The organism is Streptomyces sp. YIM 98790 (assembly GCF_011421595.1).
Classification (GTDB): domain Bacteria; phylum Actinomycetota; class Actinomycetes; order Streptomycetales; family Streptomycetaceae; genus Streptomyces.
Genome location: NZ_WTLH01000158.1, coordinates 1 through 13,890, shown reverse-complemented (window position 1 = coordinate 13,890; position 13,890 = coordinate 1). Strand labels below are relative to the sequence as shown.

The 13,890-nt window shown below is 73.7% G+C and carries 10 protein-coding genes and 3 pseudogenes; 9 read left to right on the top strand and 4 right to left on the bottom strand.

Going from position 1 to position 13,890, the window contains the following annotated elements:
- From GQS09_RS30450 to GQS09_RS21755, 5 genes and pseudogenes are all read left to right on the top strand, one after another.
- Positions 1-462, top strand: a pseudogene (locus tag GQS09_RS30450) (hypothetical protein); the annotation flags it as partial.
- Positions 463-592: 130 nt separating this feature from the next.
- Positions 593-2,251: a fumarate hydratase gene (locus GQS09_RS21770; protein WP_165988891.1), complete on the top strand. Its 1,659-nt coding sequence runs from the start codon at positions 593-595 to the stop codon at positions 2,249-2,251.
- A 62-nt stretch (positions 2,252-2,313) separates the two neighbouring features.
- Positions 2,314-3,786 carry a class II fumarate hydratase gene (locus GQS09_RS21765; protein WP_165988889.1) on the top strand — a complete coding sequence of 491 codons (1,473 nt, stop codon included), beginning with the start codon at positions 2,314-2,316 and terminating at the stop codon, positions 3,784-3,786.
- Positions 3,787-3,951: 165 nt separating this feature from the next.
- A pseudogene (locus GQS09_RS21760) lies at positions 3,952-4,704 on the top strand (DUF402 domain-containing protein); the annotation flags it as partial.
- Between the two features lie 227 nt (positions 4,705-4,931).
- Positions 4,932-6,830: a serine/threonine-protein phosphatase gene (locus GQS09_RS21755; protein WP_313896264.1), complete on the top strand. Its 1,899-nt coding sequence runs from the start codon at positions 4,932-4,934 to the stop codon at positions 6,828-6,830.
- 12 nt (positions 6,831-6,842) lie between these two features.
- Here the strand turns inward: GQS09_RS21755 and GQS09_RS21750 are convergent, their stop codons facing one another.
- Positions 6,843-7,406 carry a carboxymuconolactone decarboxylase family protein gene (locus GQS09_RS21750; RefSeq protein ID WP_165988887.1) on the bottom strand — a complete coding sequence of 188 codons (564 nt, stop codon included), beginning with the start codon at positions 7,404-7,406 and terminating at the stop codon, positions 6,843-6,845.
- Positions 7,407-7,583: 177 nt separating this feature from the next.
- Here GQS09_RS21750 and GQS09_RS21745 point away from each other — a divergent pair, with 177 nt between their 5' ends.
- On the top strand, positions 7,584-8,270 hold the full coding sequence (locus GQS09_RS21745) for a DUF1707 domain-containing protein (RefSeq protein ID WP_313896263.1): 687 nt from the start codon (positions 7,584-7,586) through the stop codon (positions 8,268-8,270).
- Between the two features lie 286 nt (positions 8,271-8,556).
- The gene (locus tag GQS09_RS21740; protein WP_165988883.1) at positions 8,557-8,913 is read left to right on the top strand and encodes a WhiB family transcriptional regulator; all 357 of its coding nucleotides are present in this window, start codon (positions 8,557-8,559) and stop codon (positions 8,911-8,913) included.
- A gap of 132 nt (positions 8,914-9,045) precedes the next feature.
- Here the strand turns inward: GQS09_RS21740 and glpX are convergent, their stop codons facing one another.
- Positions 9,046-10,080 carry a class II fructose-bisphosphatase gene (gene glpX / locus GQS09_RS21735; RefSeq protein WP_165988881.1) on the bottom strand — a complete coding sequence of 345 codons (1,035 nt, stop codon included), beginning with the start codon at positions 10,078-10,080 and terminating at the stop codon, positions 9,046-9,048.
- A gap of 203 nt (positions 10,081-10,283) precedes the next feature.
- Here glpX and GQS09_RS21730 point away from each other — a divergent pair, with 203 nt between their 5' ends.
- Positions 10,284-10,922 (top strand): DUF4245 domain-containing protein, encoded by a 639-nt coding sequence (locus GQS09_RS21730; RefSeq protein ID WP_313896262.1) that lies wholly within the window; start codon positions 10,284-10,286, stop codon positions 10,920-10,922.
- Positions 10,923-11,142: 220 nt separating this feature from the next.
- On the opposite strand, the pseudogene GQS09_RS29750 reads toward GQS09_RS21730, so the two are convergent.
- Positions 11,143-11,385, bottom strand: a pseudogene (locus GQS09_RS29750) (exodeoxyribonuclease VII small subunit); the annotation flags it as partial.
- A gap of 82 nt (positions 11,386-11,467) precedes the next feature.
- Positions 11,468-12,685: an exodeoxyribonuclease VII large subunit gene (gene xseA / locus GQS09_RS21720; RefSeq protein ID WP_165988875.1), complete on the bottom strand. Its 1,218-nt coding sequence runs from the start codon at positions 12,683-12,685 to the stop codon at positions 11,468-11,470.
- 178 nt (positions 12,686-12,863) lie between these two features.
- Here xseA and GQS09_RS21715 point away from each other — a divergent pair, with 178 nt between their 5' ends.
- On the top strand, positions 12,864-13,850 hold the full coding sequence (locus GQS09_RS21715) for a 4-hydroxy-3-methylbut-2-enyl diphosphate reductase (RefSeq protein ID WP_165988873.1): 987 nt from the start codon (positions 12,864-12,866) through the stop codon (positions 13,848-13,850).
- The last annotated feature ends 40 nt before the right edge of the window (positions 13,851-13,890 follow it).

The following is a 13,890-nucleotide window of genomic DNA, read 5'->3' as shown; positions in this document are numbered from 1 at the left end:
TCCGGTGCCGCCACCGCCGGGGCGTACGGCGGCGTGACCGCCGGTGCCCCGGCCGCCGCACCGGGGGGCGCCACCACCTCCTACCCCCTGCCGCCGCCCCCGGTGCAGGACGCCGTGCCCCCGGGCACCGCCCCGGCGCCGGAGCGGCCGCCCGGCACGCCGGTCTCCGCCCTCGACCACACCGAACTGCTGCGCGTCCGCCGCAGCCGGACCCAGACCCTCCAGGAGAGCGGCGACCTGGCCGGTGCCGCCCGCCTGTGGACCGAACTCATCCCGGAACTCGCCGCCTTCTACGGACCCGACGGCTGGCCCACGGAGACCGCCTGCGTGCTGCTGGGCCGGCTCGCCCACGCCACCCGGGAGCGCGCCGCCGTCTCCGGCCACCTGCGCTCCCGCTACGGCAAGGCCCGCACCCGCCGGGCCCGCCGCGCCCTGTCCGGCCGGCCCATCCCGCTGCCCTGAGGCGGGGAGAGCCGGGTCACAGCCGGGGACCGGGGACGGCGGCATACCCTGGTCGCTGCGCCGACGCGGACGCGCCCCCGCGGCCCGCCCGGCGCACGTACCCAGCCGTCCGGGACGAGGAAGGGCCGCCATGCCTGAGTTCGCCTACACCGATCTGCTGCCCGTAGGCGCGGACACCACCCCCTACCGCCTGGTCACCGCCGAGGGCGTGTCCACCTTCCGGGCGGCCGGCCGCACCTTCCTGACCGTGGAGCCCGAGGCGCTGCGGCTGCTGGCCGCCGAGGCCATGCACGACATCTCGCACCAGCTGCGGCCGGAGCACCTGGCCCAGCTTCGCCGCATCCTGGACGACCCGGAGGCCTCGCCCAACGACAAGTTCGTCGCCCTGGACCTGCTAAAGAACGCCAACATCGCCGCCGCCGGGGTGCTCCCGATGTGCCAGGACACCGGCACCGCCCTCATCATGGGCAAGCGCGGCCAGCAGGTGCTCACCCGGGGCGGGGACGCCGAGGCGCTCTCCCGCGGCGTCTACGACGCCTACACCAGGCTCAATCTGCGCTACTCCCAGATGGCCCCGCTGACCATGTGGGAGGAGAAGAACACCGGCTCCAACCTGCCCGCGCAGATCGAGCTGTACGCCACGGACGGCGACGCCTACAGCTTCCTGTTCATGGCCAAGGGCGGCGGCTCGGCCAACAAGTCCTTCCTCTACCAGGAGACCAAGGCGGTGCTCAACGAGGCGTCCATGATGCGCTTCCTGGAGCAGAAGATCCGCTCCCTGGGCACCGCCGCCTGCCCGCCCTACCACCTGGCCGTGGTGGTCGGCGGCACCTCCGCCGAGTACGCCCTGAAAACCGCCAAGTACGCCTCCGCGCACTACCTGGACGCGCTGCCCACCGCGGGCTCGCCCACCGGCCACGGCTTCCGCGACCCGGAGCTGGAGCAGAAGGTCTTCGAACTGACCCAGCGGATCGGCATCGGCGCCCAGTTCGGCGGCAAGTACTTCTGCCACGACGTGCGGGTGGTCCGGCTGCCCCGGCACGGCGCCTCCTGCCCGGTGGCCATCGCCGTGTCCTGCTCCGCCGACCGCCAGGCCAAGGCGAAGATCACCGCCGAGGGCGTCTTCCTGGAGCAGCTGGAGACCGACCCGGCCCGTTTCCTGCCCGACACCACCGAGGAGCACCTGGACGAGGGCGTGGTGCGGATCGACCTCAACCGTCCCATGCGGGAGATCCGCGCCGAGCTGACCAAGTACCCGGTCAAGACCCGGCTCTCGCTCACCGGCCCGCTGGTGGTGGCCCGCGACATCGCGCACGCCAAGATCAAGGAGCGGCTGGACGCGGGCGAGGAGATGCCGCAGTACCTGCGCGACCACGCGGTCTACTACGCCGGCCCCGCCAAGACCCCCGAGGGTTACGCCTCCGGCTCCTTCGGGCCCACCACGGCCGGCCGGATGGACTCCTACGTGGAGCAGTTCCAGGCGGCCGGCGGCTCTCTCGTGATGCTGGCCAAGGGCAACCGCTCCCAGCAGGTCACCGACGCCTGCCGCGAGCACGGCGGCTTCTACCTGGGCTCCATCGGCGGTCCCGCCGCCCGGCTGGCCCGGGACTGCATCAAGAAGGTGGAGGTGCTGGAGTACCCCGAGCTGGGCATGGAGGCGGTCTGGCGGATCGAGGTGGAGGACTTCCCGGCCTTCATCGTGGTGGACGACAAGGGCAACGACTTCTTCGCCGACCCCTCCCCCCAGAAGCCGTTCGTCACCTCCATCCCGGTCCGCCCCGGCGCCTGAACCCTCCGAAACGGGTGCGCGTCCGCCGGGACGCGCGCCCGTCCGCGGGTAGATTCGGCTTCATGACGGGTACTCACCACACGGCAGGGACGGAGCCGCAGCAGGGCCGCGACCAGGACCAGCACCACGGGGGCTTCCGCGTCGAGCGCGACTCGATGGGGGAGGTGCGGGTGCCGGCACACGCCAAGTGGCGGGCCCAGACCCAGCGCGCGGTGGCCAACTTCCCGCTCTCCGGCCAGCGCCTGGAGCGCGCCCACATCGCCGCCCTGGCCCGGATCAAGGGCGCCGCGGCCCGGGTCAACGCCCAGCTGGGCGTGCTCGACCCGGAGACCGCCGAGGCCGTCGCCGAGGCCGCCGAGGAGGTGGCGCGCGGCGACTGGGACGACCAGTTCCCGGTCGACATCTTCCAGACCGGCTCCGGCACGTCCTCCAACATGAACATGAACGAGGTGCTGGCCACCCTGGCCGCCGAGCGGCTGGGCCGCGAGGTGCACCCCAACGACCAGGTCAACGCCAGTCAGTCGTCCAACGACGTCTTCCCGTCCTCCCTCCACATCGCCGCCACCGCGGCGATCACCGGGGAACTGATCCCGGCCCTGGAGCACCTGGCCGACGCCCTCGCGGACAAGGGCCAGGAGTTCGCCGGGGTGGTGAAATCCGGCCGCACCCATCTGATGGACGCCACCCCGGTCACCCTGGGCCAGGAGTTCTCCGGCTACTCCGCCCAGATCCGCTACGGCACCGAGCGGCTGCGCTCGGCACTGCCCCGGCTGGCCGAGCTGCCGCTCGGCGGCACCGCCGTCGGCACCGGCATCAACACCCCGCCCGGCTTCTCCGCCGCGGTGATCGCCGAGGTGGCCCGCGCCACCGGGCTGCCGCTCACCGAGGCGCGCCACCACTTCGAGGCACAGGGCGCCCGGGACGCCCTGGTGGAGACCTCGGGCCAGCTGCGCACCATCGCCGTGTCGCTGACCAAGATCTGCAACGACCTGCGCTGGATGGGGTCCGGGCCGCGCACCGGGCTGGCCGAGATCGCCCTGCCCGACCTCCAGCCCGGCTCCTCGATCATGCCCGGCAAGGTGAACCCGGTGGTGCCGGAGGCGGTGCTGATGGTGGCCGCCCAGGTGATGGGCAACGACACGGTGATGACCGTGGCCGGGGCGTCCGGCAGCTTCGAGCTGAACGTGATGATGCCGGTGATGGCCCGCAACCTGCTGGAGTCCGTCCGGCTGCTGGGCAACGCCTGCCGGCTGCTGGCCGACCGCACGGTGACCGGCATCACCGCGGACACCGCGCGCTGCCGCGAGTACGCGGAGTCCTCGCCCTCGGTGGTCACCCCGCTGAACCGCTACCTCGGCTACGAGGAGGCCGCCAAGGTCGCCAAGCGGGCCCTGGCCGAGCGGATCACCATCCGGCAGGCGGTGCTGGAGGGCGGCTACGTGGAGCGGGGCATGCTGACCGAGGAGCAGCTGGACCAGGCCCTGGACGTGCTCTCCATGACCCACCCCGCCCCGGAGGAGCGGCTCGGCATGTGACCGGCGGGCGGCGGCGGCCACCGGGCGGTCCGGAACCCCCGTCCCGGGCCGCCCCCGTGTCGCTGGTGGGTGTGGATTTCCGCCGCAGCTCAAGGGTGGCTGTAAGGAGTACGCATATCCTGCGATTATGACGACCGAACCAGCGGGCAGCCCCGCCACCGGGCCCTGGCGGCCGGGCGATCACATTCTCTGGCGCTACCGGGCCANAGCCCCGCCACCGGGCCCTGGCGGCCGGGCGATCACATTCTCTGGCGCTACCGGGCCAACGGCCCCGGCGGCCCCGGCGGCCCCGGCGGCCCCGGCGGCCCCGGCGGTGCCGCGGGCGGCGGGGCCGGGTTCCACATCTGCCGTCCGGCCACGGTCGTCCGCGACACCCCGGAGCTGCTCGCCGTCTGGGTCGCCCCGGGCACGGTCTGTGTCAAGCCGCAGCTCGCCGACGGCACCCCGGTGCACGAGGAGCCGCTGGCCACCCGCTACACCAAGCCCCGCACCCTGGTGCGCTGCCGCTGGCTGGGCTCGGGCGTGCTCAAGCTGGCCCGCCCCGGTCAGCCCTGGTCGGTGTGGCTTTTCTGGGAACGGGGCTGGCGCTTCAAGAACTGGTACGTCAATCTGGAAGCACCCTTGAGCCGCTGGTCGGGAGGGGTTGACTCGGAAGATCATTTTCTCGACATCGCGGTCTACCCCGACCGCTCCTGGGAGTGGCGGGACGAGGACGAATTCGCCCAGGCCCAGCGGGCCGGGCTGCTCGACGCCGGCCAGGCCGCCGGAATCCGCGCCGCCGGGCGGGACGCGGCCGGACTGATCGACGCATGGGGGCAGCCCTTCTCCGACGGCTGGGAGACCTGGCGGCCCGACCCGGACTGGCAGCCGCCCGCCCTCCCCGCCGACTGGGACCGCCCCGCCCCTGCCGCCACGGCCGCCACGGCACCGGGCGGAACCGCCCGCTCCGGGCCGGTACAAAACACCGCAGAACTGCCGGACCGTCATTACGCCTCTTGAAACAGACCCCGGAACCGCCCGTAGGATCAGCCCTCACGGCTAACGATGACTCAGACCACTCCCCGAACCGACCGAACCCCCGGCGCAGCACCGCAACGTCCCTGCCGCAGACGCCAGTTCCCACCTGGACGGATGGACACCACCTCGTGACGGACCCGACCCCTTCGCAGCCCGCGGCTCGTATGGCGGACGCCACCGCGCACGCCGACAGCTCGGCGATACCGCATGCCAGGACGGAGGCCGCCGCCGGGACCCATCACGCCGTCCGGCCCGGTCAGCCGAACGGCGAGGAGCGTGCGGCGGTCCGCGAGCGGGCCGGCGGCACCGGGGCCGACCTGGCCATGGGGCACAGCGAGCGGCTCCGCTTCCTGGGCGCGGCCACCCGCCGCATCGCCCGCGGTCTGGATCTGGACGAGACCATCCTCGGCCTGTGCCGGGCCACCGTGCCCGCGTTCTGCGACGCCATCCTGGTCTATCTGCGCCATCCGCTGCCGGTGGGGGACGAGCAGCCGCAGAACCCGTACGTGCTGCGGCTGCGCCGCACCGACCGGCTGCCGGACGCCATCGCCGCCCAGCAGGGCGGCGGTGCGGGCCCGATCCTGCACCTGGTCACCGACGCGGTGCCGCGGGTGGAGCTGAGCCACACCGGCGCCCTGGCGGAGGTGCTGCGCGCGGTGCGGCCGGTGTTCGCCGACACCGCGCTGGCCCGGGCCGCGCTGCGCGAGCTGGTCGGCACCGGGCGGCTGCCCGAGGGCACCCGGGCGATCGTGGCCCCGCTGCGGGGCCGGCGCCGGGTCACCGGGGTCGCGGTCTTCCTGCGCAGCCCCGAGCGGGTGGCCTTCGAGCAGGACGACCTCCAGGTCGCGCAGCAGCTCTCCACCCACTCCGCGCTGGGCGTGGACAAGGCGCTGCTGTACGACCGCGAGGCCAGCATCGCCGACGACCTGCAGCGGACCATGCTGCCGGACGACCTGCCGCAGCCCACGGGCGTGCGGCTGGCCAGCCGCTACCTGCCGTCCGCCGAATCGGCCCGGGTGGGCGGCGACTGGTACGACGCCATCCCGCTGCCGGGCTCCCGGGTGGCGCTGGTGGTGGGCGATGTGATGGGCCACTCCACCACCTCGGCCGCGATCATGGGCCAGCTGCGCACCACCGTGCAGACTCTGGCCGGGCTGGACCTGCCGCCCCAGGAGGTGCTGCACCACCTGGACGAGCAGGCCCAGCGGCTGGGCGAGAACCGGATGGCCACCTGCCTGTACGCGGTCTACGACCCGGTGGCGCACAAGATCACCGCGGCCAACGCCGGGCACCCGCCGCCGGTGCTGCTGCACACCGACGGCACCACCGAACTGGTGGAGGTCCCGCCCAACGCCCCCATCGGGGTCGGCGGGGTGGACTTCCAGGCGGTGGAGTTCGACGCGCCGACCGGCGCCACCCTGCTGCTCTACACCGACGGCCTGGTGGAGTCCCGCAACCGGGACATCGGCCTGGGGCTGGACCTGCTGCGCGCCAAGCTCACCGAGATCGCCCGGCTGACCCGGCCGGGGGCCGCACCGCCGCTGCAGGAGCTGTGCGAGGAACTCCTGGACATCGCCGGCCCCGGCGACCGGGACGACGACATCGCCCTGCTGGCCGCCCGGTTCGAGGGCGTGGCCTCGGACAATGTGGTGTTCCGGCGGCTCCAGGCGGAGCCGGAGTCGGTGCGCGCGGCGCGCCGGCTGGTGCGGGAGAGCCTGAACCACTGGGATCTGGCGGATCTGCTGGACCCGGTGGAGCTTCTTGTCAGCGAAGTGGTGACGAATGCTGTCCGGTATGCCGAACGGCCGGTGACGCTGCGGCTGCTGCGCTCCGATGTGCTGCGCTGCGAGGTGGGCGACGACGTGCCGCAGCTTCCGCGGCTGCGGCAGGCCGGGCCCGAGGAGGAGGGCGGCCGGGGCCTGTACCTGGTGCAGAAGCTGGCCCGCCGCTGGGGCGCGACCCGGCTGGGCACCGGCAAGCTGGTCTGGTTCGAGATGACCGTCCCCACCCCGACGCGCTCCGGCTGAGGTCCGCGCCGCTCACTCCCGGCGCGGCTCCGTCCGCGGCCCGGTCTCGCCGAGCACCTCCTCGGCGTCCAGAGTGACCGCCGCGGCGTGGATCACCGCGGCGATCTTCACCGCCTCCTGTATGGTCTGCCGGTCCACGCCCAGGCCGCGCAGCGCCTTCTCGTGCGAGTCCAGGCAGGCGGAGCAGCCGTTGACCGCCGACACCCCCAGCGACCACAGCTCCACATCGGCCCGCGGCACCCCCGGATCGCCCAGCACGTTCATCCGCAGCCCGGCCCGCAGCCGCCGGTACTCCGGGTCGGAGAGCTGGTGCCGGGTGCGGTGGAAGACATTGCTGATCGCCATGGTGGCGGCCACCGCCCGGGCCGCGGTGTACGCCGGTTCCGGCAGCGCCGCCCGGGCCTCGGGCGCCAGTTCGCGCAGCACCCGCCCGGAACGGGCGGCGATGGCGCAGACCAGCACCGTGCCCCAGCGCTGCTGCGGGGGCAGCGGCGAACCGCCGATGACCGTGCCGAGATTGAGCCGGAGGTCCCGGGCGTAGGCCGGCAGCGCCGCCCGCAGCGCTTCGAGTCCCATGACCGGCTCCTTCCCTGCGCCCCCGCAGTGCTCCCGTGCCGCCGCGGTGACGGTCTTCACAGTTTCCGGTCTTCACAGTTTCCGGCACGGTGCCCCTTACCGTCTCACAGCGGATGTCCGGCCACCCGTCCGTGGGGACCTCTAGTTGCGATGTATCGCGTTCGGTACGCTGGTGTCGTGAACGCTGAAAACCCGCCCGGCGCGCGGCTGGAGAAGCAGAGCGACAGCGGTCCCACGGCGCTGCGCGCCTCGGACGCGGACCGGGACCGGGTGGCGGACATCCTGCGGGAGGCGCTCGCCCAGGGCAGGCTGGACACCGAGGAGCACGCCGAGCGGATCGACGCGGTCTACCGTGCCAAGACGGTGGCCGAACTCTCCGGCCTGATCGGCGATCTGCCCGAGGGGCAGCAGCAGCGGCCCGGCGGGTTCCCCCGCTCCGCCGCCCCGCCCCCGGTGCCGCCCCGGCCGGTGCCCGTGGCGCGCCCGTGCCGCTCGGCCAGGGTGCTGGCCCTGCTCGGCGGTGCGGTGCGGCGCGGCCGCTGGCGGGTGGGGTCCCAGATCAGTTCCGTCGCGGTCTGCGGTGGCGTGGAACTCGACCTCACCGAGGCCATCTTCGAATCCCCGGTGGTCACCATCAGCGTGGTGACCCTGTGCGGAGGCGTGGACATCAAGCTCCCGGAGAACGTCACCGTGCGCAACAGCGGCAATGGCATTCTGGGCGGCTTCGAGGTCCGGGAGAACGAGGCCTCCGAGCCCGGCGCCCCGGTCGTGGTGGTGCAGGGCGTGGCGCTGCTCGGCGGGGTCTCGGCCCGTCCCGTTCCCGGCAAGTCCGTCCGGGACCTCAACGGTGACGCCACCGCGTGAACCACCGCGTGAACCACCGCGTGAACCACTGCGTGAACGGCGCTCGCGGCCGTGCCTCCCGCGGGCTGCGCACCGCCGCGATGCATGACATTCCGTCACCTTTGGTGGCCCTGGGTAGTGGGTCGCGCGGGTTCTGTTGCTCCATGCATAAGAGTGCGCACAGCGGGTAGGGCACGAGGGACCGTCACCCGTATGGCCGTACGTGATCCTTGGGGGGTCCCGGCCTCGGGCTCAGGGCGGGTCAACGCCCGGAAGCGACCCCCGTAGCCGTCGTCAGGAGTGGACCGTGCTGCAACCGCCACAGGAGCCTCAGTGGACCCCAGTTGTCCAAGTCCAGCGTCCGTCGCGAGATCTGGCGGGCCCGTGGCACTCCGCAGCCGCTTGCCGACGTGACGAGGCCGGGCTGTTCTTCGCGCCCTCCCAGGAGCCGACCGCGGCCCGGCTGGCCCGGGAGCAGGCGGCCAAATCGGTCTGTGCCCGCTGCCCGGTCCTGCTGGAGTGCCGGGAACACGCCTTGGTCCAGCCGGAGCCGTACGGCGTCTGGGGCGGGCTGACGGCGGCCGAGCGCCGGGTGGTGCTCAGCCGCCGGCGCCGCCGGGACACGGCCGAGGCGGCGCCCTCCCAGGCCCGCCGCATCGCCTGAGGCGCGGGTCCTGCGGCCTTTCCGGTTCCTGGTTTCCGGTTTCCACGGTCCCGGTCCCCGCCGTCCCGGCGTCCGCCCCGCGGAGGCCGGGACGCGGCGGAGGCCGGCACGGCTTCGGGCCCGGGCTTTCCTTCAGCTCGGCCGGGAGAAGTCCACGGCGCTGTACGCGCGCAGCTTGGTCAGCCGGTGCACCGACTCGATCTGCCGGATCGTCCCGGACTTGGAGCGCATCACCAGGGACTGGGTGGTGGCCGTCTCCGGGCGGTAGCGCACCCCGCGCAGCAGCTCGCCGTCGGTGATGCCGGTGGCCACGAAGAACACATTGTCGCCGCGCACCAGATCGTCGGTGTACAGCACCCGTTCCAGGTCGTGCCCGGCCTCCATGGCCTTGGTCCGCTCCTCCTCGTCGCGCGGCCACAGCTTGCCCTGGATGGTGCCGCCCAGGCACTTCATGGCACAGGCGGTGATGATGCCCTCCGGCGTGCCGCCGACGCCCAGCAGCAGATCCACCCCGGTGCCCTCGCGGGCCGCCATGATCGCGCCGGCCACGTCGCCGTCCTGGATGAACTTGATCCTGGCCCCCGATTCCCGGACCTCGCGCACCAGATCGGCGTGGCGCGGCCGGTCCAGGATGCAGACGGTGACATCCTCCGGTGTGCCGCCCTTGGCCTTGGCCACCCGCCGCACATTGACCGCGGGCGGGGCGTCGATGTCCACGAACTCGGCCGCCTCCGGGCCGGTGGCGATCTTGTTCATGTAGAAGACCGCGCTGGGGTCGAACATGGCACCGCGGTCGGCCACCGCCAGCACGGACACCGCATTGCCCATGCCCTTGGCGGTCAGCGTGGTGCCGTCCACCGGGTCGACGGCCACATCACACTCGGCGCCGGTGCCGTCGCCGACCCGCTCACCGTTGAACAGCATGGGGGCCTCGTCCTTCTCCCCCTCGCCGATCACCACCACGCCGTTCATGGACACGGTGGAGATCAGGGTGCGCATGGCGCGTACGGCGGCGCCGTCGGCGCCGTTCTTGTCGCCCCGGCCGACCCAGCGGCCGGAGGCCATGGCCCCGGCCTCGGTGACACGGACAAGTTCCAGGGCGAGGTTGCGGTCGGGAGCCTCGGGGCTGACCTCCAGTTGCGGAGGGAGCTGATGATGCTCGGACATGGCACGCACCTTTCTCACGGCCGGCTCTCCGGCGCGGCCGCGGACACTGAGGGTGCTTCCGACTCTAGCCGCCCTTCCACAAGTGAGCAGGGGGGCCTACGGATGAGCGGGTCCATGCGGGTGCGGAACCGACGCCGGTCCGGGACGGACGGGCGGCAGGGGGCGGGTGCGGCGCCCCTTCCGGCATGGTCCACCATGGAGGGGTGGCAAGCGACACCGGAACCACCGCCCCGGACACCGCAGGCACCCCGGACGGCGCGGACAACGCGGGCGGCGGCCCCGCCGCCCCGGGCCGGCCGGCGACCAAGACCGTCCGGGACATGATGCTGTCCATGGCCGTGATCATGGCGGGCGTGCTGGTGCTCTTTCTGGTGCAGCCCTTCGAGAACCCCGGCGGCCGGGCCGTGCCCACGGTGGACTTCCAGGTGGAGGCCAACACGGCCGCGCGTGCCGCGCCCTACCGGCTGCTCGTCCCGGAGCCGCTGCCCGAGGGCTGGCGGCCCACCTCGGCCCGCTACGACCGGGACGGCGAATACGGCGCCACCTGGCGGCTCAATCTGACGGACGAGGACGAACAGTACGCCGCCCTGGCCCAGGCCGACGGCCCGGCGGAGCCGTTCGTCGCCTGGCTCACCGAGGAGGCCCGGGCGACCGGGGAGAGCCGCACCGTGGGCTCCCGGGAGTGGGCCGTCCACGCGGGCGACAAGTACCACGCGCTGGTCAGCCTGGCCGGCCCCGGCTCGCCGGACGCCCCGGTGACCGTGCTCACCGGCACCGTCTCCCCGGACCGCCTGGCCGAACTGGCCGCCGCGCTCGTCCCGCACCGCCCCCCGGCCGCCTGAGACCCCGCCGGAACGGCAGGACCACGGAACAGCGCACACCCCAGAAACAGCGGGCGCAGCACGGGAAGCACACGCACCGGGGGACCGCGCGGCGAACGCGGACGCGCCCGCCCGGCGGCGCTCAGCCCCGGCCGCCCTCCCCGGCCTCGGCCTCCACCGCCTCGAAGGCCGTTTCCTCCACCCGCTCCACGGTCCGGCTGACCACCACGGACTCCATCCCGCCCTCGGCGCCGCCGTCCGCCGCCAGGGCGGCGTCCAGCCGGGCGCGGGCACCCTCCAGCCAGTGCCGGCAGATCCGGGCCAGCTCCTCGCCCCGCTCCCACAGGGCGAGCGACTCCTCCAGGGTGGCGCCGCCGGCCTCCAGCCGCCGCACCACCTCGATCAGCTCGTCCCGCGCCTGCTCGTATCCCAGCCCCGGCTCGCCCTCCGCCGCCGGGCCCTGCCTCCGGTCCGTCTCCGCCATGTCCGCCACCCTAAGCGCCCCTGTCCCAGATCGCCGTCCACCCGTGCCGCGCCGCTCCGCACCGCTCACTCGCCGTCCGCGCTCACTCGCCGTCCGCCCGGGCGACCACCGCGAACTCGCCCTCCGCCACCCGGGCGCGCAGCCTCTCGCCCTCCGCCACCTCCCGGGCGGCCCGCACCACGCCGCCGTCCGGGCGCTGGAGCACCGCATAGCCGCGCCGCAGCGTGGCCGCGGGGGAGAGCGCCACCACCCGGGCCAGGGTGTGGGAGAGCTCGGAATCCGCCCGGTCCAGCAGATGGCCCAGCACCCGGCGCCCCCGCTCCACCACCGCGGCGAGCTGCTCCTCGCGGGCCTCCACCATGCGGTACGGCTCGGCCAGCACCGGCCGGCCGGCCGCCGCGGCCAGCCCTCGCTCCTCCCGGTCCAGGAAGGTCTCCACCGCCCGCCGGGTGCGCTCGCGGAGCTGGTCCACCCGGGCCAGCTCCTCCCCGACGTCCGGCACCACGCGCTTGGCCGCGTCGGTGGGCGTGGAGGCGCGCAGATCCGCCACCAGATCCAGCAGCGGGGAGTCCGGCTCGTGGCCGATGGCCGACACCACCGGCGTCGTACAGGCCGCCACCGCCCGCACCAGATGCTCGTCGGAGAAGGGGAGCAGATCCTCCACGCTGCCGCCGCCCCGGGCCACGATGATCACATCCACCGCCGGATCCGCGTCCAGCTCCTGCACCGCGGCCGTGACCCGGCTGACCGCGTGCACCCCCTGGACCGCCACGTTGCGCACCGCGAACCGCACCGCGGGCCAGCGCCGCCGGGCGTTGAGCAGCACATCCCGCTCGGCCGCCGAGGCCCGCCCGGTGACCAGCCCCACGCACCGCGGCAGGAACGGCAGCCGCCGCTTGCGCGCGGCCGCGAACAGCCCCTCCGCGGCCAGCTCCCGCTTCAGCCGCTCCAGCCGCAGCAGCAGCTCGCCCACGCCCACCGGGCGGATCTCCGTCACCCGCAGGGAGAGCTGGCCGCGCGGCGCATACCACTCGGGGCGGCCGCAGACCACCACCCGGGAGCCCTCGGTGACCGTGTCCGCCACCCGGTCGAAGACCTGGCGGAAGCAGGTGACCGTCAGCGAGATGTCCTGCGCGGGATCGCGCAGCACCAGGAAGACCACGCCCGCGCCCGGCCGGCGGCTCATCTGGGTGATCTGCCCCTCCGCCCAGACCGCGCCCAGCCGGCTGATCCAGTCGCCGATCAGCCGGGAGACCTGCCCGACGGGGGCCGGCGCGTCGGGGGACGTCTGCAAAGCCATGCCCCCAACCTAGCGCCCGGCACCGACATCCCCGGTGCCGCCGGACGGGCGCCGGAGGCCGGCGCATCCCCGGTGCATCCCGGCACGCGACGGGCCGCACGCTCCCCTGTTGAACGGGTGCGAGCGCCCCCGGGGACCGGGACGCGCGCCGGGCACCGGCCCCCTTACGATGGAGCGCATGACTGCTCCCACCGGCCGCCGCCGCGTCCTGCTCGCCGCGCCCCGCGGCTACTGCGCGGGCGTGGACCGCGCCGTGATCGCCGTCGAGAAGGCCCTCGAACAGTACGGACCCCCGATCTACGTCCGCCACGAGATCGTGCACAACAAGTACGTCGTGCAGACCCTGGAACGGAAGGGCGCCGTCTTCGTCGAGGAGATCTCCGAGGTCCCCCCGGGCGAGATCGTGATCTTCTCCGCGCACGGGGTGGCTCCCGAGGTGCACCGGGAGGCCGAGCGCGGCAGGCTCGCCAGCATCGACGCCACCTGTCCCCTGGTCACCAAGGTGCACAAGGAGGCCGTGCGGTACGCGGGCGAGGACTACGACATCCTGCTCATCGGCCACGAGGGCCACGAGGAGGTCATCGGCACCTCCGGTGAGGCCCCCGACCACATCCAGCTGGTGGACGGCCCCGAGGACGTGGACCGTGTCGAGGTCCGCGATCCGGACAAGGTGGTCTGGCTCTCCCAGACCACCCTGTCGGTGGACGAGACCATGGAGACCGTCGACGGCCTCAAGCGCCGCTTCCCCAACCTGCTCTCCCCGCCCAGCGACGACATCTGCTACGCCACCCAGAACCGGCAGACCGCCATCAAGAAGGTGGCCGCCGACTCCGAACTGGTGCTGGTGGTCGGCTCGCGCAACTCCTCCAACTCCAACCGCATGGTGGAGGTCGCGCTCGGCGCCGGCGCGGACGCCGCATACCTGGTCGACAACGCCTCGGAGATCGACGAGTCCTGGCTGGAGGGCGTGACCACGGTCGGACTCTCCTCCGGCGCCTCGGTCCCCGAGGTCCTGGTCGAGGAGGTCCTGGCCTGGCTCACCGAGCGCGGCTACGCCGACGTGGAGCTGGTCCAGCCGGTGGACGAGCACATCCAGTTCTCGCTGCCCAAGGAGCTGCGCCGGGACCTGCGCGCCGAGGCGGCGGCCAGGGCGGCCGCGAGCTGACCGGCGGCGGGCCGGCCGCTCCCGGCCGGCGGCCCGCTCA